The organism is Draconibacterium orientale (assembly GCF_900111425.1).
In the GTDB taxonomy this organism is placed as follows: domain Bacteria; phylum Bacteroidota; class Bacteroidia; order Bacteroidales; family Prolixibacteraceae; genus Draconibacterium; species Draconibacterium orientale.
In genome coordinates this window covers 78,792-103,243 of record NZ_FOHT01000012.1, presented here as the reverse complement: position 1 = coordinate 103,243, position 24,452 = coordinate 78,792, and the positions used below count along the sequence as shown (strand labels likewise).

The 24,452-nt window shown below is 42.5% G+C and carries 19 protein-coding genes; 8 read left to right on the top strand and 11 right to left on the bottom strand.

The genetic code is table 11. From position 1 onward, the window contains the following. Nucleotides 1-39: 39 nt before the first annotated feature. Together BMW53_RS08650 and BMW53_RS08645 are read left to right on the top strand one after the other, a co-directional pair. A complete protein-coding gene (locus BMW53_RS08650) occupies nt 40-2,493 on the top strand; it encodes a helix-turn-helix domain-containing protein (protein ID WP_038558214.1) in 2,454 nt (817 codons plus the stop codon). 91 nt (nt 2,494-2,584) lie between these two features. Then, nucleotides 2,585-5,845 (top strand): ligand-binding sensor domain-containing protein, encoded by a 3,261-nt coding sequence (locus BMW53_RS08645; RefSeq protein ID WP_038558216.1) that lies wholly within the window; start codon nt 2,585-2,587, stop codon nt 5,843-5,845. 132 nt (nt 5,846-5,977) lie between these two features. Here the strand turns inward: BMW53_RS08645 and BMW53_RS08640 are convergent, their stop codons facing one another. Further along, nucleotides 5,978-6,640: a transaldolase family protein gene (locus BMW53_RS08640; RefSeq protein ID WP_038558219.1), complete on the bottom strand. Its 663-nt coding sequence runs from the start codon at nt 6,638-6,640 to the stop codon at nt 5,978-5,980. Between the two features lie 298 nt (nt 6,641-6,938). On the opposite strand from BMW53_RS08640, the gene BMW53_RS08635 reads away from it, so the two are divergent. The 3 genes from BMW53_RS08635 (at nt 6,939) to BMW53_RS08625 (ending at nt 10,084) form a co-directional block, all read left to right on the top strand. Continuing rightward, entirely contained in the window at nt 6,939-7,727 is a 789-nt protein-coding gene (locus tag BMW53_RS08635; protein WP_038558223.1) for a LysM peptidoglycan-binding domain-containing M23 family metallopeptidase, read from the top strand. A 53-nt stretch (nt 7,728-7,780) separates the two neighbouring features. Then, nucleotides 7,781-8,671, top strand: coding sequence for an alpha/beta hydrolase (locus BMW53_RS08630; protein ID WP_051567809.1), 891 nt, complete (start codon nt 7,781-7,783; stop codon nt 8,669-8,671). 93 nt (nt 8,672-8,764) lie between these two features. After that, complete coding sequence (locus tag BMW53_RS08625; RefSeq protein ID WP_038558226.1) at nt 8,765-10,084, top strand: aspartate kinase; 1,320 nt, start codon at nt 8,765-8,767, stop codon at nt 10,082-10,084. Between the two features lie 61 nt (nt 10,085-10,145). On the opposite strand, the gene BMW53_RS08620 is transcribed toward BMW53_RS08625, so the two are convergent. The 3 genes from BMW53_RS08620 to BMW53_RS08610 are packed head-to-tail and all read right to left on the bottom strand — an operon-like array spanning nt 10,146 to nt 12,252. Then, nucleotides 10,146-10,976 (bottom strand): MBL fold metallo-hydrolase, encoded by an 831-nt coding sequence (locus BMW53_RS08620; RefSeq protein ID WP_074780511.1) that lies wholly within the window; start codon nt 10,974-10,976, stop codon nt 10,146-10,148. A gap of 57 nt (nt 10,977-11,033) precedes the next feature. Next, entirely contained in the window at nt 11,034-11,576 is a 543-nt protein-coding gene (locus BMW53_RS08615) for an isochorismatase family protein (protein WP_038558230.1), read from the bottom strand. Nucleotides 11,577-11,634: 58 nt separating this feature from the next. Then, complete coding sequence (locus BMW53_RS08610; RefSeq protein ID WP_038558234.1) at nt 11,635-12,252, bottom strand: KpsF/GutQ family sugar-phosphate isomerase; 618 nt, start codon at nt 12,250-12,252, stop codon at nt 11,635-11,637. A gap of 377 nt (nt 12,253-12,629) precedes the next feature. Between BMW53_RS08610 and sucC the strand changes: the two genes are divergently transcribed. Further along, nucleotides 12,630-13,763 carry an ADP-forming succinate--CoA ligase subunit beta gene (sucC, locus tag BMW53_RS08605; protein ID WP_038558236.1) on the top strand — a complete coding sequence of 378 codons (1,134 nt, stop codon included), beginning with the start codon at nt 12,630-12,632 and terminating at the stop codon, nt 13,761-13,763. 32 nt (nt 13,764-13,795) lie between these two features. After that, a complete protein-coding gene (gene sucD / locus BMW53_RS08600; protein WP_038558238.1) occupies nt 13,796-14,668 on the top strand; it encodes a succinate--CoA ligase subunit alpha in 873 nt (290 codons plus the stop codon). Nucleotides 14,669-14,784: 116 nt separating this feature from the next. On the opposite strand, the gene arsC is transcribed toward sucD, so the two are convergent. The 3 genes from arsC to prfB all read right to left on the bottom strand — a co-directional run bounded on the left by arsC (nt 14,785) and on the right by prfB (nt 18,425). Then, nucleotides 14,785-15,123, bottom strand: coding sequence for an arsenate reductase (glutaredoxin) (gene arsC / locus BMW53_RS08595; protein WP_038558240.1), 339 nt, complete (start codon nt 15,121-15,123; stop codon nt 14,785-14,787). Nucleotides 15,124-15,176: 53 nt separating this feature from the next. Continuing rightward, nucleotides 15,177-17,237, bottom strand: a complete 2,061-nt coding sequence (gene ppk1 / locus BMW53_RS08590; protein ID WP_038558242.1) for a polyphosphate kinase 1 — start codon at nt 17,235-17,237, stop codon at nt 15,177-15,179. A 98-nt stretch (nt 17,238-17,335) separates the two neighbouring features. Continuing rightward, nucleotides 17,336-18,425 (bottom strand): peptide chain release factor 2 gene (gene prfB, locus BMW53_RS08585; RefSeq protein WP_139178064.1). Its coding sequence is split into 2 segments (ribosomal slippage): nt 17,336-18,361 and nt 18,363-18,425, totalling 1,089 coding nucleotides; the frame shifts between segments, so codons are not numbered across the junction. Between the two features lie 246 nt (nt 18,426-18,671). On the opposite strand from prfB, the gene BMW53_RS08575 reads away from it, so the two are divergent. Continuing rightward, nucleotides 18,672-20,630, top strand: a complete 1,959-nt coding sequence (locus BMW53_RS08575) for a beta-N-acetylhexosaminidase (RefSeq protein WP_038558248.1) — start codon at nt 18,672-18,674, stop codon at nt 20,628-20,630. A 121-nt stretch (nt 20,631-20,751) separates the two neighbouring features. Here the strand turns inward: BMW53_RS08575 and BMW53_RS08570 are convergent, their stop codons facing one another. The 4 genes from BMW53_RS08570 to BMW53_RS08555 form a co-directional block, all read right to left on the bottom strand. Continuing rightward, nucleotides 20,752-21,222: a regulatory protein RecX gene (locus BMW53_RS08570; protein ID WP_038558251.1), complete on the bottom strand. Its 471-nt coding sequence runs from the start codon at nt 21,220-21,222 to the stop codon at nt 20,752-20,754. A gap of 103 nt (nt 21,223-21,325) precedes the next feature. After that, on the bottom strand, nt 21,326-22,048 hold the full coding sequence (locus BMW53_RS08565) for an ABC transporter ATP-binding protein (RefSeq protein ID WP_038558252.1): 723 nt from the start codon (nt 22,046-22,048) through the stop codon (nt 21,326-21,328). Nucleotides 22,049-22,204: 156 nt separating this feature from the next. Beyond that, on the bottom strand, nt 22,205-23,671 hold the full coding sequence (locus BMW53_RS08560) for a DUF5687 family protein (RefSeq protein WP_038558254.1): 1,467 nt from the start codon (nt 23,669-23,671) through the stop codon (nt 22,205-22,207). A 71-nt stretch (nt 23,672-23,742) separates the two neighbouring features. Then, a complete protein-coding gene (locus BMW53_RS08555) occupies nt 23,743-24,447 on the bottom strand; it encodes a hypothetical protein (RefSeq protein WP_051567811.1) in 705 nt (234 codons plus the stop codon). Between the last annotated feature and the right edge of the window lie 5 nt (nt 24,448-24,452).

The following is a 24,452-nucleotide window of genomic DNA, read 5'->3' as shown; positions in this document are numbered from 1 at the left end:
TAAAACAAACCATATTTTCGAATTTCAGCTGAATAAAAAATGAAAACCAACAAACAACTCCAGTTAGCTTTTGATTTTGTACAATATACCGGGCAAAATATCTTTCTTACCGGCAAAGCCGGAACCGGAAAAACAACTTTTCTGAAAAGCCTGAAACAACGTTCGCCCAAACGCATGGTGGTGGTGGCGCCAACGGGTGTGGCGGCTATAAATGCCGCAGGCGTTACTATTCATTCGTTTTTCCAGCTGTCGTTTGCACCTCAGGTAGGGCACGAGAGCAAACACAGCAGCGAACAGCGGTTTACCAAAGAAAAGATAAATATTATGCGAAGCCTCGATCTGTTGGTAATCGATGAGGTAAGTATGGTTCGCGCCGACGTTTTGGATGCCATCGATCGCACACTTCGTCGCTTTAAAAACAAACGAAAGCCTTTTGGTGGTGCGCAGGTTTTAATGATTGGCGATTTGCAACAGTTGGCTCCGGTGGTGAAAAACGAAGAATGGGGCTTGTTGCGCCACGAATACGATACCCCTTATTTTTTCAGCAGTAAAGCACTGCGCGAATTTCCGCATGTAAGTATCGAACTCACCGAGGTATTTCGTCAGCAAGATGAAAAGTTTATTGCTTTGCTAAACAAGGTGCGCGAGAATAAATTGGATGAAGAAGCCCGTCAGTTGCTGAATACGCGTTATATCCCTGACTTTGTTCCGGGCGATGAGGACGGTTACATTACACTTTGTACGCACAATATAAGTGCGCAGCGGATTAATGATTCGAAACTGAGTGTATTAACCGGCAAAAAGCAAGTTTTTACGGCCTCGGTTGAGGGAAAATTTCCTGAATATTCGTACCCCACTGATTTTAAACTCGAACTGAAAGTTGGTGCGCAGGTGATGTTCGTAAAAAACGACTCCAATCCTGAAAAGCGCTTTTATAACGGTAAAATAGGGCAGGTGCAGTCGATCGCCGATGATCGGGTGTACGTACTTTGCCCGGGCGAGGATGAGGAGATTGAAGTGGAACCGCAAAACTGGGAAAACTATAAATATTCAATCGATAAAGAATCGGGCGAGATACGTGAAGAAATGGAAGGTATGTTCACCCAGATTCCGTTGAAGCTGGCCTGGGCCATTACCATTCACAAAAGCCAGGGATTAACCTTTGAGAAGGCCATTATTGATGCCGAAGCTTCGTTTGCGCACGGGCAGGTTTATGTGGCACTAAGTCGTTGTAAATCGCTGGAGGGCATGGTGCTTTCATCGCCAATTGCCGGCAAAAGCATTATTAACGATCAAAAAGTTAGTGGTTTTATTCGCAATGTGGAAGAAAATCAACCCGGCGAGCAGGAATTAAATGCTGCCAAACTGGCTTTTCAAAAAGAACAGTTAACCGAGATTTTTCGCTTTTACCGCTCGGAAAACTTACTGCGAAATATTGCCAGGCTGGTGAACGAAAATAAAGGTAGTTTCCCGGATGTTACGATTGCGCAGATTGAAAAAATGCGCAACGGTAATGATAACGAGATTGTAGCTGTGGCAGCAAAATTTCATAAGCAGATTACTGATTTATTGCGGCAACAGCCCGATGTTTATCAAAACGATCCTTTACAGGAGCGCATAAAAAAAGCGGCGGCTTATTTTGGCGAAAAGGTGCAACATGTTCTGGCCGATGGAATTAAAAAAATCGACATGGATGTTGACAATAAGGAGATAAAGCGCCAGTTGAAACGTTATGTAACCGACCTGAAAGATGATGTGCAGTTAAAACTGACCGCATTTGAATCGTGCCTGGAAGGATTTGATGTAAAACGACTGATGGATTCGCGCGCCAAAACGCTGGTGAAACAAAGCAAGTCTTCGGGGAAACAAAAGGCGAAAGAAATTACCGATTTCGAAAATATCCCGAATCCCGAATTGTTCGAACAATTACGCAATTACCGCACGGAAAAGGCCGGTGAACTGGAGATTCCACCGTTTATGATTTTTTCGCAAAAAGTTTTGTATGCACTGGTAAATTATCTTCCAACCGATGCCGCATCGCTGAAACTGATTAATGGTTTGGGACCCCGAAAAGTAACGCAGTTTGGAGCTGATATTACAGCAATCATTCAGCATTATTGTAAAGAAAACAAGATTGAAAAAGGGGAGATTCCATTGCAGGAACCCCAAAAGGAAAAGAAGGAAAAAGTGGATACAAAGCTGCTTAGTTTTGATTTGTTTAAGTCCGGAAAATCCATTGAAGAGATTGCAAAAGAACGTGCTCTTTCGGCAAATACCATCGAGGGGCATTTGGCGCATTACATTAAGCTGGGCGAACTGGAGGCCACCCGTTTGGTAGAAGAGGAGAAGCTGAAAAAAATAGCCGAATACTTCGAAAAAGCTGAGGACAAATCCTTTGGTGCCGCAAAATCGCATTTCGGAGAAGAGGTGAGTTATGGCGAGTTACGGATTGGTTTGAGTTATTGGGAGCATGAAAATGAACAGAAAAATTAGTTGCACTTTCCACCTCAATCCGAATTTTTGGAAATAACCCAACTTATCACGAACTTCGCAGTGCGCTGGTTAACTAATACCTTTTTTTACCATGAAACCATTGTGCTGTTTTCTGATTCTTAACTTTGCGCTGCAGATATTTGCTTTCCCCCGCGAACTTACTTTTTCCAATTATTCAATCAATGAAGGGCTGTCGCAAAGTGTTGTGAATTGTCTGTTTCAGGATTCGCAGGGTTTTATCTGGGTGGGTACCCAAAACGGATTGAACCGCTTCGATGGCGAAAATTTCAGGGTTTATCGCTACCTGCCGAACGATTCACTTTCCATTTCCAATAACTGGATTTATGCCCTTTCGGAAGACCGACAGGGAAATTTGTGGATCGGCACTAAAGGAGGATTGAACAAATACCTCCGCGAAAAAGATTGTTTTCAACGGATAAATTATCGCACCGGTTACAATCCCGAGGTGAGCACGCACAGTTATAATAACCAGCTTTTAAGCAACGGGCGATTACTTGTGCACACGCCGCCGGTAATTTCTGTTTTTAAGCCCGAAGCATTACAATTTTCACATTTTCAAAGCGATATTCCGTTCGATCCTGCCATAAAAGATGTAAAACTTCCGGTGTTGGAAGATCGCGATGGCACAGTTTGGACAGGATGCTCGGAAGGTATTGCAGTCTTTTCATTCGCAGATGAAGAATTTACTTGCTATCCGTTTTTATCCGGCAGCGGCGATACATTGCAACAAGCAAATGTTACCGAATTATTTCAGGATGCAAAATCCCGGATATGGGCCGGAACAACAGAAGGCTTGTATCTTTTTAACCGAGAAAGGAAAGGTTTTGAAGAGCGGGTTTTTGCACTTGCATCGGGCGAAGAATTTACTTTTAGCAACTGCGTTCGCAGCATCGTAGAAACAAATTCGGGGCAACTGATAGTGGGAACCGAAGGAAACGGAATTTACTTTCTGACAGAGGAGGCCGGAAAATACTCGATCGAAAATTTAACATCGGAAAACAGCGGGCTGGCGCATAATATTGTTCAGAGTTTGTTGATCGATAAATCGGAAAACCTGTGGGCAGGCACGCTGGCCGGTATCAGCAAAACCGATTTAAAAATGGATAAGTTCCGGCTTTTCCGCCGTAGTAACTCGCCTACATCAATCGATTTGCTGGGAAATGTAATTGCCGGAATGCTAAAAAACGACGATGGCAAACTGTGGATCGGGAACTGGGGGCAGGGGCTAAATATTGTTGATCAGGAAAACAATGAGGTAGAACATTTTTCATCGCAACACAGTGGAAATCAATTTCTGCCCAACGATTTTGTGCATGTGATTTTTAAAGACAATGAAAGCAATATTTGGTTAGGTACCCGCGATGGAATTTTCATTTGGGATAAACAGAAAAGGCTTTTTGAAGATTGGCGGCAATATTTTGACCGCCCCGATTGGCCGGCATTGGCGAATTCACGAATTTATCACATTATTCAGGATAAAAACGATCGATACTGGATCGGAACTTCAGTTGGAGTTTACCTGGTAAATAAAAACTCGCACGAAACGATAAGGTTTGGTCAGCAGGAAAACGGTTCCCGAAAAATTAGTTCAAACCTCGTTTATACTCTTTTGGAAGATTCCGACGGATTGATATGGATGGCGACCATCGGTGGGCTGGATGTGTATAATCCGGCAACCGATAAACTAATTCATTATAACAAAGCAGAAGGTCAACTGAGCAGCGATTTTGTTATTTCGTTGTGCGAAGACAAGCGCCAAAGGATATGGATTGGTACCAATGCGGCACTCAATATTTTTGATAAAAACACGCAGCAGTTTAGCTATCTGGATGAGAATGACGGTTTGCCCAGTAATTACATTTACGAAATTGTTGAAGACAAAAATCACGATTTATGGTTTGCCACCGGTAATGGTTTGTGCCGGTACAATTTGGATAAAAATGAGATTCAGGTTTTTACTCCCGAAGACGGATTGCAAAGTTCTGAATTTAACCTGCGCGCAGCCTACTGTGCTGATGATGGCGAACTGCTGTTTGGCGGAATGAATGGCTTCAATACTTTTTATCCCGACTCGTTGAAAGGAAATCCTTATGTGCCCGATATTGTGTTCACGGCTTTTACCATCACCCGTAACAATCAGCAACACGAAATTAATATTACCCCTGATTCGAAAGTGGTTTTAAAGCACGATGTGCAATCGTTTACCATCGAATTTGCCGCCCTTGAGTTTACCAACGCAAACAAAAACAGTTATGCCTATAAAATGGAAGGCATTTCAAGCGAATGGAATGAAATTGCCAACCGCAAGTTTGTCCCGTTTTTTGCTTTGCCGGCCGGTGAATATACTTTCTCGGTTAAGGGATCAAATAACGATGGTGTTTGGAATCAGGAAGGGGTGAGTTTGCAAATCGTTGTATTGCCTCCGTGGTGGCGCAGTAAAGTGGCTTACATGGCCTATTTTGTATGGATTGTTTTGGGTATTTGGGCGTATATAAAATTGCGCGAACGGCGACTTCTGCTCGAAAAAGTTAAGTTGGAGAAAAAAGTGCTGGAACGTACTATTCAAATTAAAGAGCAGAATGAAGTAATTACGGTTAAAAACAAAGAATTAAACGAGTTAAACCGCACAAAAGACAAATTTTTCTCCATAATCGGGCACGATTTGCGTAATCATTTTAATATCATTATTGGTTTCTCCGAAAATCTGCTGATGAGTTTCAAAAACATGGATGCAGCCAATCAGGAAAGACACATATCAAATATTTACAAATCGTCGATACAGGCGAACGACTTGTTGGGAAACTTATTAACCTGGGCACGCTTGCAGCGAAATGCCATTGCTTTTAATCCTGAACGCGTAAAAGTTACCGAAAAAATCAGGGAGATATTGCGTTTTCATGAAGAGGCTGCTTTAAAAAAGAATATATTGATTGAGGTTTTTGCAAAAGAAGAGCTGGTTGCCAATGTGGATGTGAATATGTTTTCCACGATTATGCGTAACCTGCTTGCCAATGCCGTAAAGTTTACACATAACGATGGCGAAATCGCGGTTTCCGTATCAAAACAAAACAGCTGGTGTGAAGTGAAAATCGCCGACAATGGTATCGGAATAGCCGCCGATAAACTGCAAAGTATTTTTAGTATTGAAAGTACTGAAGTTGTCCGCGGAACAAATGGTGAAAAAGGTACCGGACTGGGGTTGGTATTATGTAAAGAATTTGTTGAAAAACATGGCGGCAAAATAAGTGTTAAAAGCCAGGTTGGAAAAGGAAGCGAATTTGTATTTTCCTTGCCTTTGCATGAATCAACAAAACCGCAATCCATCGTTTAGCCGCTTGTGCTTTTTAACGAAATGAGGGTGTTTTAAACAAGCCGGCTGGTTCTATCCCAAAAGCAATCCACACCTTATTACGGCAAATAAGTATGAATTCCTTTCAGGACTTAGCCGTTAATTCAATCTTCGTTAAAAGATATTGTATAAACCTTCGCCGTCTTTTTCAAACTGTGCAATGCTGATGTCGGTCATTGGGTGCTTTATCAGTTGGAAAAGCAACTCGGGGTTAATTGTAGCCGACTGTGCTCCGGCCATACTTACCCGGTGAATCTGGTCAACAGTTTTAAAACTGGCTGCCAGTACCTTGGTGTCAAGTTTAAATTCTTTGGTATTTTTAACAATGTCGCCAACAACTTCAATTCCATGCGACGAAATATTATCTAACCGGCTAACGTAAGGTGCAACAAAATCGGCTCCGGCACGCGATGCCACCAAGGCCTGTTGCTGCGTGAAAATAGCCGTTGCCGTTACATTAACACCTGCATCTTTTAGTATGCGCATGGCTTTGTAACCTTCTATCGATATCGGAATTTTAGCGTAAAAATTATCGCCCAGATTAAAGTAGCTTTTGTAGGTTTTCGCCTCCTTAACCATTTCTTCGGCTTTGTTGCTCATCACCTGAACGTGAACACTTCCCCGGCCCACAATATCGATAATATTCTGAATGGCTTCCGAAAGCTTTAACCCCGATTGTTTTAAGATGGTAGGATTTGTAGTTACCCCTGTTAACGGGAAAAAATCGTATAAATCTTTTAGTGCCTGAATGTCGGCGGTGTCTGCCAGATAAATCATTTTTATTTTTATTTTTTTGTTGAAATATAGTACAGGCGATCAGTTCTGTTTTAGTAAGTACTGCAAAGATAGCTATGATTTTTCCGGAGGCACTTTTTTTCAGGCGCTTCAATATATTTGTTAACATGAAATGAGCACAAGTACAAAATTTATTTATCGGGAATCGATTGGAAAGCAGTGCGAATTTTACCTGTTGCCTGTGCACTTGCAATTTTAAACACATGAAATTTTTTGGCAAGGAAATATTCTTCCTGCTTTGTCGTTTCCGATTCCAGAAACTTTTGACTTTTTTTGTAGCATGATAGTTAAACGAGTGGGGATTTTTTGTTTGCTGCTTTTGGCAGTGTCTGTGGCTTTCGGGCAAAGTAAAATGGTTACCGCGTTGGATGTGCCAAATATTGAACAAACCATAAATATTGAAGGGTTCACAGCTGCACTGGATAGCTTTCCCCGGTCGGCACAAAAGGGCTACCTGGAGCAGTTTCTTGTTCCCGGAAACGATGGGTATATCATCAGTCGTTTTGGACCGCGTTCGGGGCGCATGCACTATGGCACCGACATAAAAATGTATAAAGGCGACACGGTGGTGGCCACACAAAGCGGAGTTATTGCCCGCGCCAACTGGGGCCATGGTTTTGGTCGGTTGGTGGTTATTCAACATCGGAATAATATTGAAACGTATTACGCTCATCTCACCAAATTTCTGAAGGAAAAAGGCGATACCGTGGAAAAAGGGGAGCCGATAGGTTTGGCCGGAAGTACAGGGCGTGCACGGGGTGTGCATTTGCATTTCGAAATGCGCGAAAACGGAAAGCCTTTTGATCCCGAACTGGTGTTTGATTTTAAAGAAGAAAAAATACGCGACGATGCCTTTAATACCGAAAGTTTAATGGCGCTGCATAAAAAGCTAAAACCAAAAGGCTATTCTACCAATGTTGCAGTGCCCGAATATTACAAGGTGCGCTCAGGCGATTCGCTTTGGGTGATCTCGCGAAAGTTTAAAACCTCGATTACCGAGTTGTGCCGCCTGAACAATATTGCCGAAAATGCCGTATTGCAAATCGGGCAACCGCTGCGAATGTACTAAGCGAATATTGCCATTCGTATTTTTACGGGATCTTTCAAAAAACAAAACAAAAAATGATTGAAAATATAGATTTACCAAAAGCTATAAATGCTGCCGGCGTGCCTGCTACCTTTGCCAACGAACACTACGGCACACACGAACGAAATACTTTCGATATTTGGCTGGCCGATTCAGATCAACCCACGCCGCTTGTAATTTACATACATGGCGGTGGCTTTATTGGTGGCGACAAAAGCCGCTACTACGATTCGGAAGACTGGGTGCGTTTGCTCAATGCCGGTATTTCAATAGCCAGCATTAATTACCGTTTTATGAGCGAGGCTCCATACGGTATTCTGGCCAGCTTGAACGACTCAAAGCGTTGCCTGCAATACATTCGGGCCAACGCCGAAAAATATAATATCGATAAAAAACGAATTGCCTGCAGTGGTGGCTCCGCAGGTGCCGGAACTTCCTTGTGGCTGGCTTTTTCCGATGATATGGCTGATAAAGAAAATAACGATCCGGTGTTGCGGGAATCGACAAAAATATCTTGTGCAGCAGCTTTTTCCACGCAATCCACTTACGATATTCTGCGCTGGCCCGAACTGATTGGCATTCCTCCTTATCAAAATCCCGAGGATCTATTGACCATTGCCCGTGTTTTTGGTCTGAAATCGGCTGAGGGTGTTGATTTGTTCGCCCAAAATGAAATTCGATCGGAACTCGATTTTCTTGCAAAAATGACAAAAGATGCGGTGCCATTTTTTGTGTTCAATCATTACGAAGGGGGCATGCCGACCAACGAAGACGAATTGCATCATCATCCGCTGCATGCCAAAGCGCTTAAAGACCGCGCCGACGAAGTAGGTGCCGGGGCAATTGTTTTCGCTCCGGCCATCGGAATTTCAGATCCTTCGGGTAACGATGTGGTTGAATTTTTCATTGAAAACCTCAAGAGTTAATAAATATTCAAAAATGATGCATATTTATACGTTGTTTTTTGAATTCATTCAAAATTTTTCATCTTTGCGCAGCTAATATATAAGACTAAAGAAATGAAAGTTTTAAAATTCGGAGGTACATCGGTTGGCTCGCCCGCTAATATGAGGGCTGTTATGGATTTGGTAACCGATGGAGAGCAAAAGATTGTGGTGTTATCAGCCATGTCGGGAACGACCAATTCGTTGGTGGAAATTTCAAATTACCTTAAGAAGAAGAATAAGGATACCGCGAGTATTTTTATTGGTAATCTGGAGGAGAATTATAAAAAAGTAGTTGCTGAACTTTTTACTTCCGAAGAAAACAAGAAGAAGGGATTACGGCTTATTAAAGAGGTCTTTCAAACCATAAAATCATTTACATCGGGTACTTTTAACGAAGTTGGCGAAAATACAATTCTGGCGCAGGGCGAAATTATTTCTACCAACCTGGTAACCCTGCTGATGAACGAAAACGGCCACGACACAAAATTGTTACCGGCCCTCGATTTTATGAAGATTGATGAGGACAAAGCTGCCGACCTGAATTACATTCGCGAGCATATTAAGCCGGTTTTGAAAGAGGTTGGCGAGGCGAAATATTATATTACCCAGGGTTTTATTTGTAAAGATGCCAATGGCGAAATTAACAACCTGCAACGTGGTGGTAGTGATTACACTGCATCGTTGATTGGCGCTGCCATTGATGCCGATGAAATTCAGATTTGGACGGATATCGATGGCTTTCATAACAATGATCCGCGCTTTGTAGAGAATACCAGAAAAATCGATCAGCTGTCGTATAACGAAGCGGCTGAGCTGGCTTTTTTCGGCGCAAAAATTCTGCATCCGCAAACGGTTTTGCCGGCACGTGTTCAGAATATTCCGGTTCGCCTGAAAAATACCATGAACCCTACTGATAACGGTACACTTATTACTGCCGAGTCGGATGGGCGAGGAATAAAAGCTGTTGCCGCAAAAGATGGTGTTACGGCTATTAAAATTCGTTCGGGAAGGATGTTGAATGCCTATGGTTTCCTGGCCAAGGTTTTTAAAGTATTTGCCGATTTTCGTACGCCTATCGACATGATTTCAACTTCGGAGGTGGCCGTGTCATTAACAATTGACGATACCCGAAATCTTGCCTCAATAAAAGGGGAACTGGATAATTATGGAAGTATTAGTCTCGATCAGGATATGACCATTGTTTGTATTGTTGGCGATATTATTCAGGAGGAAAAAGGTTTTGCATCGAAGGTGTTTAATGCGTTGGATGGAATCCCAATTCGTATGATTTCGTACGGCGGAAGCCGCCACAATATCTCGATTTTGGTGCCAACGGAGCGCAAAAAGGAAACACTTCAGGCTTTAAGTGATAATTTATTGAATGGATTATAACGGAAGAAATTCCGGATAGCGACGAATCTCGAATAAGATCCCAAACAGCTTTCGCGGCTGGTTAAAACCCGGGAAACTGCAGTTTTAAATTTTGGGTATTGTTCGGGATTTGTTTTTTATGGCCTGCCTCATGCGAAAGTTGGTAAACTTCCGAAGCCTCAAAGCGCGATGCAATAGTAATTTCGAATCTACCGGTAAGCGGTTGCATTGTTTCCAAAGCTTTTTCGTGGGTGTTATTGTCTTTCGAAATGTGGCTCAGAAATACGCATCTCAAATCGCCGTTGGTGTGTTTATCCAGTAATTCAAAAGTCTGGTCGTTCGACAGGTGACCGACATTCGAGGCAACTCTTTCTTTCAGAAACTGTGGATAGCGGCCTTCCCAAAGCATTTTGTCGTCGTAGTTCGATTCCAGGAACAAAGCATGGCATTTTGCTACATGCGCTTTTACATTGTCGCAGGCTTCGCCAATGTCGGTAAAAACCCCGATGCTCAGGTCGTTGTAGCTAATTCTGAATGAACACGGATCGGCAGCATCGTGAAGTTTCTGTACGGGATGAACGGTAAAGTCGTCGATTGCAATGGTTTCATCGCAGGTAAAAAACTTCGGGAAGTCGGGCCGTAGGTTTTTATACGAGCCATCGTAGGTTTTGGCGGTCATGTACACCGGAATCTGAAGGCGTTTTCCCATAACCCGTGCTCCGCGCATGTGGTCGCTGTGCTCGTGCGTAATAAAAAGTGCCCGTAGTTTGCCCGAATCCAAACCGCGTTCGTCCATACGTTTCAGAATTTGCTTGGTAGAAATTCCGGCATCGACCAAAATCGCCGAATTTTCGTTGCCAATGTAATAGCAGTTTCCGTTACTTCCTGAAGCGATGGCGCAAATTTCGAGCATATTGTTTTGTTATTTGTCATCGCCCGACGATGGTGCAGGCGATGACTATGGTGTTTTTTATTTTACGAGTTTTGAAATGGCACGGAACGAAGGATCGCCGGCCGAGCGGGTTAATTCAAACAGTATCGATTCGTACGAGCTCATCATAATTCCTTCGAAACGGAAACGCTCTTTTGCCAATTCAATATTAGCCGCAGTGCGCGATGATACACAATCCATAACTACGATCGGGTTCAAACCGGCGGCTTTTAAATCAACAGCAGTTTGCAATACACACACGTGCGATTCAATGCCGCAGATGATGATGTTTTTCGCATTCAGTTCCTTTAATTTTTCGGTAATTTCAGGCACATCATAACAGCTGAAGTCTTTCTTTTCAAAGTAGCTGAATTCATCAAAAGCAGCCTGAATTTCGGGCATTGTTTCGCCTAATCCTTTGGTGTATTGTTGCGATACCAACATCGGTACTTCCAGCTCTTTTAAGCCCTGAGTTAGTGTTTCGCAATTTTTCAGGAGTGTTTCATTATCGTTCATGGCAACAATCAGTCGCTCCTGAATATCGATAATTAATCCAACTGTATTTTCTTTGGTAATTCTCATCTTCAATATCGGGTTATCAATCTACATCAATCTTCTATCAATCTACATCAATCGTCAGTCAATCTTTCTTCTCACTTTTGGCCTGTAAGCGCGATTTGCTTCCGAGATACCCGCCGTGGTGACGTTTGGCATAATCTTCGTTTGAAAAACCAATTTTGTTCATCATCGACACTACCAGAGCGTCGCCAATTACAGTCATAACGGTGGTTGATGTTGTTGGAGAAAGTCCCAGCGGGCAAACCTCCTTTGGGTTTCCGGTGTAAATAAAAGCATCAGCTGCTTTTGCCAGCACGCCTTCCGGGTTACTCGAAATAACAATCAGCGGAATTCCGGCATATAAATTTTCTGCCAGCTCAATCAGCTCAATAATTTCGCGTGTTTTTCCCGAGTTGGAGATCACCAGTAAAACATCGTTTTGTTGCAGCACGCCCAGGTCGCCGTGTTGCGATTCACTGGGGTGAAGAAAAACCGCCGGCGTTCCGGTAGAGCTAAAAGTGGTTGCAATATTGGCTGCAATTTGCCCGGCTTTTCCCATTCCGCTGGTCACCAGTTTCCCGTTTTTTTCGTGTACCTGTCGGTGTATCAATTCAATAGCATCAAGTATTCCGTCTTCTACCGGAATAGCCTGAATGGCCTTTGCTTCGTGTTCAATAACTTGTCTGATCGCTTCCTTCATTATAATCTGTTTAAGTGCTGCAAATCTACTCAAAAAAAAGAAGTGGCTCAGTACGGTATTTCTGTTTTAGCAGAATTTTACAATCAAGTGATTTTGGTTACAGAAAAAATGTGTTGTAAGTCATAAAATTTCAAAACAAAATGAAGGGTTTAACGGTTAAATAATCGTTACATTTAACATTAATTTTTAAAACTGAAAGTCAATTAGCACAGGAATTGGTGTTTAAACCTTGTTTATGTTTCTGGCCCGGTGGTATTTGACTTTCAACGACAAACAACTAATATAAAATGAGCATATAAATGGATTCGCATCAAATGAAAGGATTACATGAAAAATGCGATATCCACACGATGCCTTTAAAGTAAATATTTAATCGTATGAAAATTCACGAATATCAAGCCCGAAATTTATTCAGGAAGTACGGGATTCCTGTGCCGGAAGGAGTTGTATGCCACACGGTTGATGAAGTAAAACAAAATGTATCGGACAAAGACAAGCTGCGAGTTGTAAAAGCGCAGGTACATGTTGGCGGACGTGGAAAAGCCGGTGGCGTTAAATTGGCGAACACAAAAGCCGAGGCCGTGGAAAAAGCCGGGCAAATTCTTGGCATGGACATTAAAGGTATATGCGTTGAAAAAGTATTGGTTGCCGATGCTGTTGACATTGAAAAGGAGTTTTACGTTGGTCTGATCAATGACAGAAACACCAAGTCAGTAACATTGATGGCCAGTGCCGAAGGTGGCGTTGAAATTGAAGAAGTGGCAAAAGTATCGCCCGAGAAAATCATTAAAATGTCTATCGATCCTGCGATTGGATTAATGCCGTGGCAGGCACGTAAAATTGCCATTCAACTGTTTGCCGACCCAAAAGAAATCAGGCAGTGTGCCAATATTCTGGTGAAACTATACCAGCTTTATGTTGATACCGACTCGTCGCTGGCCGAGATCAATCCGCTGGTTCTTACACCCGATAAGCAGGTTCTGGCCATCGACGGGAAAATGAATTTTGATGACAATGCCTTGTATCGTCAGAAAGAAATCTTGAGCATGCGCGAAGCCGATAAAGATGAGCTGAAAGAAATTGAAGCCAATGCAAAAGGGCTTTCATACATTAAATTGGATGGAAATATCGGTTGTATGGTAAACGGTGCCGGACTGGCAATGGCTACCATGGATATGATTAAATTATATGGTGGCGAACCTGCCAATTTCCTGGATATTGGTGGCTCTTCGAATCCGCAAAAAGTGGTTGATGCCATGAATATTTTGCTGAGCGACCAGAACGTGAAATCGGTTATGATTAACATTTTTGGTGGTATTACGCGTTGCGACGATGTAGCCCGTGGTTTGGTAATCGCTCTCGATCAGATAAAAACCGATGTGCCTATTGTAATTCGTTTGTCGGGAACCAACGCCAAAGAAGGTTTGGAAATTATTAAGCAAACCGGATTGCCGGTTGTTGAAACCATGCGCGAAGCGGCTCAAACAGCAATTGAGTTAAGTAAAAAGTAAGGCAAAAGTTTAAAGTAAAAAGTGAAAAAGTAATGAGCATACTTATAAATAAATATACAAAAGTAATAGTACAGGGAATTACCGGTCGCGACGGAGCTTTTCATACCTCAAAAATGAAAGCCTACGGAACCAATGTTGTTGGTGGAACTTCGCCCGGTAAAGCTGGTCAGGAAGTAGAAGGTGTGCCGGTTTTTAACAGTGTTGAAGATGCTGTTAAAGCAACCGGTGCCAATGCATCGGTAATATTTGTGCCGGCGGCATTTGCTGCCGATGCCATTATGGAGGCCAGTTATGCAGGTATTGAATTGGTGGTTTGTATTACCGAACATGTTCCGGTTCAGGACATGATAAAAGTAACTCCGGTTTTAAAGAAACACGGAACAAAACTGATTGGTGCCAACTGTCCGGGATTAATAACTCCCGACGAGTGTTTGATCGGAATCCTTCCGGCAATGATATTCAAAAAAGGAAATGTTGGATTGATTTCGCGTTCAGGAACATTAACCTACGAAGTAGTGAATATGCTAACTGAAAGCGGACTGGGCCAAACAACTTGCGTAGGAATTGGTGGCGATGCCGTTTCAGGTTTGTATTTCATTGATTTGCTGGAGATGTACGAAAACGATCCGGCAACCGAAGCCGTAGTATTAATTGGCGAAATTGGCGGCGATGCCGAAGAGCAGGCTGCCCGTTTTATTAAAGAGAAAATGACCAAGCCGGTGGTTGCATTTATTGCCGGACAATCGGCGCCTCCGGGAAAACGGATGGGACACGCCGGTGCTATTATTTCAAGTGGATCGGGAACTGCAGAAGAAAAGATTAAAGCTTTTAAAGCTGCTGATGTTCCGGTGGCAAAAGAACCACGCGAGATTCCCGGATTGGTAAAAGAAAAGTTAGGATTGTAAAAATCCGGTTTCAAAAACATAAAAAAGAGGCTGTCCGAAATTGAGCAGCCTCTTTTTTGTGGCGCAATGCGCTTAGCGGTTAGAACCGCTTAGCGCGTAGCTATCGACATTGTTTTTTACAGAATCCCGTCAATGTTTTCAGGAGGATTTCCCAGAACAGCTTTATCGCCGTTCACCACGATAGGGCGGTGCAGCAATTTCGGATTTTCAACCAGTACTTTTATCCATTCTTCGTCGCTCAAAACTTTTCCTTTGTAGTGCTCTTTATAATCTTGTTCGTGTTGGCGCACAAAATCAAAAGGTTTTTTGCCGGTTTTGGCAATTAGCTCCGAGAGTTCTTTTTCGGTTAAACCCTGATCGAGGTATTTTATAATTTCAAGTTTGCAGCCTTTGTCTTCAAGATACTGCAGGCCTTTTCGGCTTTTCGAGCAGCGCGGATTGTGATATATCTTCATTTTAATTCTTTTTAGTGGTACGACACAAAAAACAGGAAATGGTTCAACGTTTTTTAATTCGTGATCGATTTTATGTAGTTGTAATAGTCTTCCTGCGCCCGGTATTTTTGGTCGGTATTATTTTTCGTGTACTTGTTCGATAATTCCGGATCGAGAATCCGGGCTTTTGAATTATCCTGGAGTTGAATTTCCAGCATTTTTTTCAGCTCCGATTTAATGTTTTCGTCGTAAATAGGGCAGGCCACTTCAATACGACGGTTTAAATTCCGGGGCATCCAATCGGCCGACGAAATGTACATTTTCTCTTCGCCACCCGCCCCAAACAGGAAGATGCGCGAATGTTCCAAATATTTATCTACAATACTTATTGCGGTAATATTTTCGCTAAATCCGTTTAGTCCAACCTGCAGTCCGAAAATTCCGCGAACAATAAGCTTCACTTTAACTCCGGCCTGCGCAGCTTTGTACACCTTTCTCATCATTTTCGGATCGATGAGGCTGTTCATTTTCAGGGTCATCCAGGCCGGTTTTCCCTGTTTGGCCAGGGCAATCTCGTTCTCAATGTTCTCTTCCCATGTTTGTCGCATGGTAAATGGGCTCACAATCAGGTGTTTGTAGTCGTGGCGAAGGAAATTCTGCTTAAAGAAATCGAACAGTTTTTCCACTTCGTTTGCCAGTCGTGGATCGGTAGTCAGCAAACCATCGTCGGCATAAACGCGGGCTGTTCCCTCATGGAAATTTCCTGTTCCGATGTAGGCATAATTGCGCATCATATCCTCTTCCTCGCGGTGTACCCAGGCCAGTTTGCTGTGAATTTTCATTCCCGGTATTCCGTTAATTACGGTAGCGCCTTCTTCCTGTAATTTGTTCGACCAGAAAATGTTGGCTTCTTCGTCGAAACGTGCCTGAAGCTCGATAATTACGGTTACCTTTTTGCCGTTTCTAACTGCGTTTAAAAGTGCATTCACCACTTTCGATGCCGGGGCCACACGGTAAATTGTCAGGCCAATTTCCTTTACCTGCGGATCGATGGCTGCTTCGCGTAAAAAGTCGATAAAGTGATTAAACGTTTGATACGGGTAATGCAACATGATGTCCTTTTCGCGCATCATTTTCATGATACTGGTAAAGGGCGGCAAATCCTTATGCCGGAAAGGCGGCAACTTGGTATAGTAATGTTTCTTTTTCCCAATCTCAGGGAAATTCATAAAGTCTTTGTGGTTGTGGTACCGGCCACCCGGACTGGCATCGCTGCCTTCGGTCAGTTTCATTTTTTTCAGCAGAAACTTTAGCAAATCCTCAGGCATTTCACGATCATAAATTAAACGAACCGGTTTTCCTTTTTTACGCTTTTTCAGGCTTTGGCTCATTTTTTCCACAAAACTTTTCGAGATGTCATCGTCGAGGTCGAGTTCGGCATCGCGGGTAATTTTTATGGTGTAAGCCCCATACATGTCGTAATCAAAATAAAAGAAGATATCGGCCATGCAGAAACGAATAATGTCGTCGAGAAAAAGTACGAACTGTTTGCCGTTTTCCTCCGGAAGTACCAAAAATCGCGGTACCGATCGGCCCGGAATCCTGATGAGTGAGTAAGCCAAATCTTCAGGGTCTTCTTTTTTCCAAAGCTTAACGGCCAGGTAAACCGAGCGGTCGCGTAAATAAGGGAACTTATTTTTTTTGCTCAGCATAATGGGCACGAGGTTGGGCAGCACTTTTTCGTAAAAATAATTGCGCACAAATTTGCCTTGTTTTTCCGTCAGATCTTTTTCATTAATAATCGAAATGTTATTCGCTTCAAGTTCGTCAAGAATGTTGGCATAAATCTCCTGTACCTTATTTTGCTGCTGAATTACAATTTCCTGAATTTTGGTGTGTAATTCATCCGGAGTCATATCGCCCAGGAGGTTTTCTTCATCTCTTCCCAGGTCGACCATTCTGCGCACTGCGGCCACGCGCACCCTGAAAAATTCATCGAGGTTGTTCGAGAAGATTCCGATAAAACGAATTCGTTCGAAAAGTGGCGTTTCCGGATCCTGAGCTTCCTGAAGCACTCGTTCGTTAAACGATAACCAACTTATTTCGCGGTTTATGAATTTTTCTTTTGAGTACATTTTGAATGAAGAATTGAACGGTTATTAAATTACGAGATGACTTTTACAAGATGTAAAAAGCCGGGGAAAAAAGCAAGAATTGGGCGGGGTTTCGGGGATTATTGCCCGCCAAATTCCATGAGGTAAGCTTTTATAAATCCATCCAGTTCGCCATCGAGCACCGCGTTTACGTTGCCCGATTCAAAATTGGTGCGTAAATCTTTAACCATTTTGTAGGGTTGCAGCACGTACGAACGGATTTGTGAGCCCCATTCAATCTTCTTTTTCGCCGATTCGATTTCCGCAGTTTTTTCGTGGCGCTTGCGCAGTTCCATTTCGTAAAGCTGCGATTTTAAAAGCCTCAAAGCATTTTCTTTGTTGCCCAATTGCGAACGGCTTTCGGTATTTTCAATGGTAATTCCGGTAGGGGCATGGCGCAGTCGAACGCCAGTTTCCACTTTGTTTACGTTTTGGCCGCCTGCACCTCCGCTACGGAAAGTATCCCATGTAATATCTGCGGGATTGATCTCAATTTCGATGGTGTCGTCAACCAGCGGTGCTACATATACCGAAGTAAACGAGGTCATTCGTTTGTTTTGCGCATTAAAGGGCGACAGACGAACCAGGCGGTGCACGCCGTTTTCACTTTTCAGATAACCGTAAGCAAATTCGCCTTCAATTTCGATGGTACAGCTTTTTACTCCCACTTCGTCGCCGGCCTGCATATCGGCAATTTTCATTTTGTAGCCCTGCTTTTCAATCCAGCGGGTGTACATTCTGAAAAGCATATCGGCCCAGTCGTTACTTTCGGTACCACCGGCGCCGGCATTTATGCGCAGTACAGCTCCCAAACGGTCTTCCTCGTTACGAAGCATGTTCTGAGTTTCCAGCTCCTCAATCAGCGTTAGCGTTTCTGAATAGGTCGCATCAACTTCTTCTTCGCTGGCCTCTTCCAACTCAAAAAATTCGTAAAGCACAAGGAAATCTTCGGTGGCTTCGTGTACTTTTTTAAAGCCGTCGGTCCACACTTTTATGGTGCGGATTTTTTTCATTTGGGCTTCGGCTTCTTTGGGATTGTTCCAGAATTCGGGATCCTGGGTTTTTAATTCTTCTTCTTCCTGTTCAATTAATTTAGCATCGTAGTCAAAGATGCCTCCTCAGCGCGTCCCGGCGCTCAACAAGGTCTTTTACCTGTTCCTTTAAAATCATGTTTTCGTTTTATTTTTGATTGTTTGCAAAGGTAGCAGGAAAAATGAAACGTAAAGTGCTTTCAATGTTCTGGCACACACTTTTCAAAATCAAAAAACTTTTGCTGATGAAGATTGCCGGGGTGTTGGTGAATGGCCGATTATTTTGCCTGAAGGATACGATTAAAAAGACTACATTTTTATCTTTTGTAAAAAATAGATATACTTGCGGCATAGTTCTTAAAAAAATTACAAACAATTAATTATTATGAAGAATATTTTTCTGGCATTTAGCTTTTTGTTTTTCGTTGTGGTGTCGTTCGCTTCTTCGGAAAAGAAACCTTTTGTAATTCCTGAATTACAAAGCTGGACAGGAGCAGAGGGTGATTTAAGCCTCGATAATACGCTGACGATTGCTTACGAAAGCACGAAGTCTGACGATAAAAAAATGCGTTCAGTGGTGAGCCAGTTTTCCGCCGACCTGAAAACCATGTTTGGCGTTCAGGCTGAAACGACAACGGGTAAAGCGAATTTTGTAGTGAAAATGGCACCGATTGCGGTGGATAATAAGGAAGGTTACGAAATTGAAATTGGCGAGCAGGTGGTGATTAGCGCTAACGAGCCGATTGGTGCTTTGTGGGCAACCAAAACCATTTTGCAAATGCTGGAAGCAACTGAGGGCAAAAGTTTGCCCAAAGGAAAGATTGTGGATTATCCCGAATACCCGCTGCGTGGTTTTATGCTCGATGTGGGCCGAAAGTTTTTTACCATCGATTTTTTGCGCGACTATGTGCATTTTATGTCGTATTATAAAATGAATACATTTCATATTCATTTAAGCGACAACGGTTTCCGTCAGTATTTTGGAAACGACTGGGATGAAACTTACGCCGCTTTCAGGTTAGAAAGCGATACGTATCCCGGGCTGGCAGCTAAAGACGGGTATTATACCAAACAGGAATTTATCGACCTGCAGATACTGGCCGAAGAAAACGGCATAACTATCGTTCCGGAGATTGATATTCCGGCGCATACTTTGGCTTTTACGCAATATATGCCCGAGCTGGGAAGCGAAGAGTATGGCATGGATCACCTGGATTTGTTTAACCCGAAAACCTATGAGTTTTTCGACAAACTTTTTAAAGAATACCTCGACGGAAAAGAGCCTGTTTTCAGGGGAGAATATGTGCATATTGGTACCGACGAGTATTCGAACAAGGACAAAAAAGTAGTGGAGAAATTCCGTTATTTCCAGGATCACTACATTAAAGAAGTGGAAAAGTACGGCAAAAAGGCCGGTGTTTGGGGATCGCTGACACATGCGCAAGGCGAAACTCCGGTGAAGGTTGAAGACGTTCTTTTGGATTGCTGGTACAACGGTTATGCCGATCCGAAAGCAATGATTGACCTGGGCTACGATATGGTAAGTATTCCCGACGGGCTGGTTTATATTGTGCCTGCAGCCGGTTATTATTACGATTATTTAAACATTGCCCACCTGTACAAAAACTGGACGCCGGCTACTATTGGAAATCAGGTTTTCGAGGAAAACCATCCGCAGATAAAAGGTGGAAAATTTGCGGTTTGGAACGACCATTGTGGAAATGGAATCACCGAAAAAGATGTTCATCATCGCGTATTCCCGGCCATGCAAACGTTGGCAGTAAAAATGTGGACAGGTAAAAATACTTCGCTTCCATTTGATGAATTCAACAAACAACGCCTAGCGATTAGCGAAGCGCCTGGCTTAAATATTAATGCCACTTACAAAGCTGATGAAAATGGGGTGGTGCTTGAGCGGGAAAATTTGGCAGCCGGTGATACACTGCCTATTCCTGAAATTGGTTATAATTACCGTGTGGAGTTTACCATTCGCGCAAAAAACAATATCAACAGTACGGTTTTATTTGAATCGCCCAATGCCACTGTTTACCTTCGCCACCCCAAAACCGGGAAACTGGCTTACGAGCGCGAGGGCTACTGGAGCGAGTTCGATTATGTGGTGCCAAACGATTATCCGGTGGTGTTGGCTATCGAGGGAACCAACACCGGAACCAAATTGTTTGTAAACGGTCAATTGGTTGATGCGCTGGAAAATGAATTTATTGAGTATAACCAGTCGGGAAAAAGCAAAATGGCAAAGATTCAAACCCTTGTTTTTCCCTTGGCAAAGGTTGGCGATTTTGAAGGTGCTATTTCCGATTTTACGGTTAAGGTGTTGAAATAAGTTGGGCAGATACTGCAAAGTATGTATTGCGAAAAACAGGATAAAAAAATACCGGGAATTTTCCCGGTATTTTTCCCGGTATTTTTTTTATCTAATGCGTAAGATGTTTCGTTGATCGGGTTTAGTCCAGCACTTCATTCATGTGCCGGTGGATTAGTTCCGGTTCAAAACCTCGGCCTTGCGTGTAACGAATAATCTGGCCCATCTTGGTAAATCGATCTTTGTTTTTAATGGTTTTGGCTTTGTCTTTCATGATTTTCACCAGCACCTTTATGTATTTTTCTTCATCAATCTTTTCAAGCCCTTTTTCAATGGTGGCATCCGAAAGGCCTTTTTGGCGCAGGTAAAAACGCATTTTTACACGGCCCCATTTGTTGAAACGGAATTTGTCGTTCACATATGCTCTGGCAAATCGTTCGTCGTCGATGTATTTCTCGGCAATCAGTTTTTCAATGATTTCATCCACAATTTCATCTACAATTTCGTAAGTAAGTATTTTCTTACGGATATCAGCAGAGCATTGCTCCGAACGGCTGCATAACTGCGCCATTTTCGAATAGGCTTGTTGTACATTTTGTTCGTGGTTTTCCATGTGGTAAATCGGTTTTAAAAGGATAATAAAAATAGTGAAAAATCTAACTTAATCCTATTCTTCTATTGCACAGCACATAATATAAAGTGAGTGGGGGATTTTTTTATTCAGCTAATGCTTCTTCTTTGCGAACTCCGGTAAAGAATTCTTCCAAATCCGCCAGTGTTGAATCTGTTTTTTCTACATCGCGTACCACTTTGCCTTTGTCGAGAATAACAATGCGCGAGCAAACATCGGCAACATGGTCGAGGTCGTGGCTCGAAATCAACAGTGTTTTTTCCTTTTGTTTCGAAATGTCTTTAATAATATTTCGCAGTTGGTATTGCGACGAAGGGTCGAGATTGGCAAAAGGTTCATCTAAAACAATAACTTCAGGATTTCCGAGCAGAGCGCCAACAACACCCACTTTCTTTTGGTTTCCTTTCGACAGGTCGCGTATGAATTTCTTTTTACCCAAAATCTCGTCTTTAAAGAAGTCGGTGTAGTCTTCCAGAAAATTGGAAACGTCTTTGGCATTCAAACCGCGTAATTCGCCAATAAATTCGAAATACTCGTCGGGCGTGAGGTAGCCAATCGTAAAACTTTCGTCGATGTAAGCCGCCACCAGTTCTTTCCATTCTTCGGTTTTCGACACCTGAATTCCGTTAATTACTACCTCGCCTTTATTGGCCCGAATCAGATCGAGAATCAATGAAAAGAAAGTTGTTTTTCCGGCACCATTGTTACCCACCAGGCCAAATACTTCGCCTTTTGCAATGTGTAATTCTTCGAGATTCAGAACTGTTGTTCCGTTGTATATTTTTTGTAAGCTATTTACTTGTATCATAATTTTTAAAGTTTGAAGCTGGAAGAACGAAGTTGGAAGATTCGAGCTTCCGGCATATGGTTAATTTTTTGTTTTATATTTTAAGTCGGATTATTTTCTCGCGGATTAAATTTTATCGCTTTTGCAAAATCAGCGCAATCTGCGAGCAATTTTTCTTTATGTTGATTTGTAGTTGTAAATCATTTTGTGTTTACGCTTCAAATATTGCCCGGTGAAATAGTCGATTAAACGTGGGTGAAGGATGATTCCGATAAAGCCCAGCGAACCGAAAACGATATAAGCAGCGATATTTCCGAATAACCACGAAAGCAATCCGTAGAGTGCCACCGGACCAAAAACAACCGGGAAGGCCATCAGCCACTGGGTAGCGCCAACGCCCTGGTAGTTAAACGCTGCCCGCTGGTTTAATTCGATTGCTTTTTTACTGTTTAAACCAAGTGCAAAAATCACCCACGAGTTTACACCAACGTTGTAAAGCATTACCACTAAATGAATGTACAGCACTTTTGGCGAGATGTACATGTAGCCCAACGAAAGCAGGTAAAAAACAACGTTAGTTACTGCCATCAGAAAAAAGGCCGATTGAATCACCTGTTTCATGCGCACGTTTTGTGCCATAAGCAAAGGGTAATATTTTCCGTGCCATGCGGGGAAAAACTGGCCGTACATCATGCTGAAAACACCTGTCATAAACATACCGCCTAACACGAGAATGAATTCCGGAATTTCTTCGCCGCCGTTGGTTTTGTAGATTAGAAGTCCGTAAAAAAGAAACAGCACCGACATCATGGCTGTATTTTTCGGGCGTTTGTTACGCATAATCATTTTCACTTCCAGCGACAGCATTTTTCCGTAGTCGCCAACATTATTCAGCCACGAGAAATCGTGTGTAGATCCTTGTTTTTTCTTTTTGCTGAGTTCGTCGAGGTAAAAGCGGCTGTTAATATACGATTGATTTAAAAAGTATAAAGCAACAATTGCAACAGGGAAGATTAATGCAGCATATGGATAGGCCACAACAAAATCGAAGATTTTTCCAAATCCACCGGTCAGGTCAACGATATTAAAATAATCGATGGCGGTTAAGCCGGCAGCCAATCCCAGGAAACTGTAGAACAGGACGTCTGATTCGTTGGTGCGCCATTTAATGTACAGCGCCAAAAAGTGATTTATAAAAATCATACAAAACAGGGCAGCCAGCCAGGCCCAGAAAACCGGTGGCGCCAATGTTGGTGCGGCAATGCGGATAACAAACGGCAGCCCGAGTATTAACGGCAAAACATTAAAAAAATGCAGCAACGATTTGTTGAGCATGTACCTGGCAATACGCAGGCGTTTTACCGGCAACAATAAAAAGGGCTGAAATCCAAAGGTGGGCAGGTTTTGGATCATAATTCGCAAAACCAGTTCGTAGCCAAAATAGATCAGCAACATACCATTAAAAACCTGCACCGGGTTTTCCAAATCTTTTAGATTTTCGGTGAGCTGGAAGCCCATAAAAAAAGCCACCAGCGAAAAGTAGATGGCAAAAAAGATCAGCACACCTTTGGTAGCCATGTTTTTGTTTTTTGATGCCGACCGCAGAAATTCGCGCCAGGCAAAGTAGAAGAAGTTTCGTTTCATATTAGAGTAATGAGTATTTAGATTTTGAGATTTGAGACATCGATTTATTTGTCATAAGTTGAGTAGAAAAGTTACACGGCAAACTCGGCAAATTGTTCTAAAAAGTGTTCTTTTATCTTTTTAGGGAGGTAGAAAAGCTGTCCGTAAAGCAAAACCGTTAAGGCTACCATAAAAAACGATATGCTTAAAAGTATCCACTTGTTTTCAATAGAGTGGGAATCGAGTAAATTAAATGTTTGAAAGCAGAAATTAGGTAAATTAATTAGTAAAACAAAAGCCTGAGAAGCACGGTTATATTGGTCGGCTAATAAAAATGACTTGCCTGGCTTTATCTTCAACCTGGTCTTTATATGAATTCCAAAATAGTAGAACATCGTGCCAACCGTTAGCAGAACAAGATAACCTAATATTATCCATCGCGATTGCTCGATGAGTTGAAACAGCAAAAACAATCCAAGCGTGCAAACAAATGTGGTAATTACTTTTGGCCAACGGTAGAATTCAAGAAAATAATGCCATAACAAGCGGTTGTATTTGCGCCTCAATTCCTTTACTTTTTGCGATTTTATTTTGCTAAAATCGTGAATGCCAAATTTCTTAAACGAGTTTTTCAGGCCTTCGTCAAAACTGAGTTCCGGGTTCTCTTCCCACTGTTCTTCAATTGCCGATGCCAGGTGATCAACCAACTCCACCTGTACATCGTAATGGTACACGTAATGTTCTCTGCAAAACTGGAACAGTTGTTCGGATTCTTCCTGTGTAATTTGTCGGTTCATGGTAC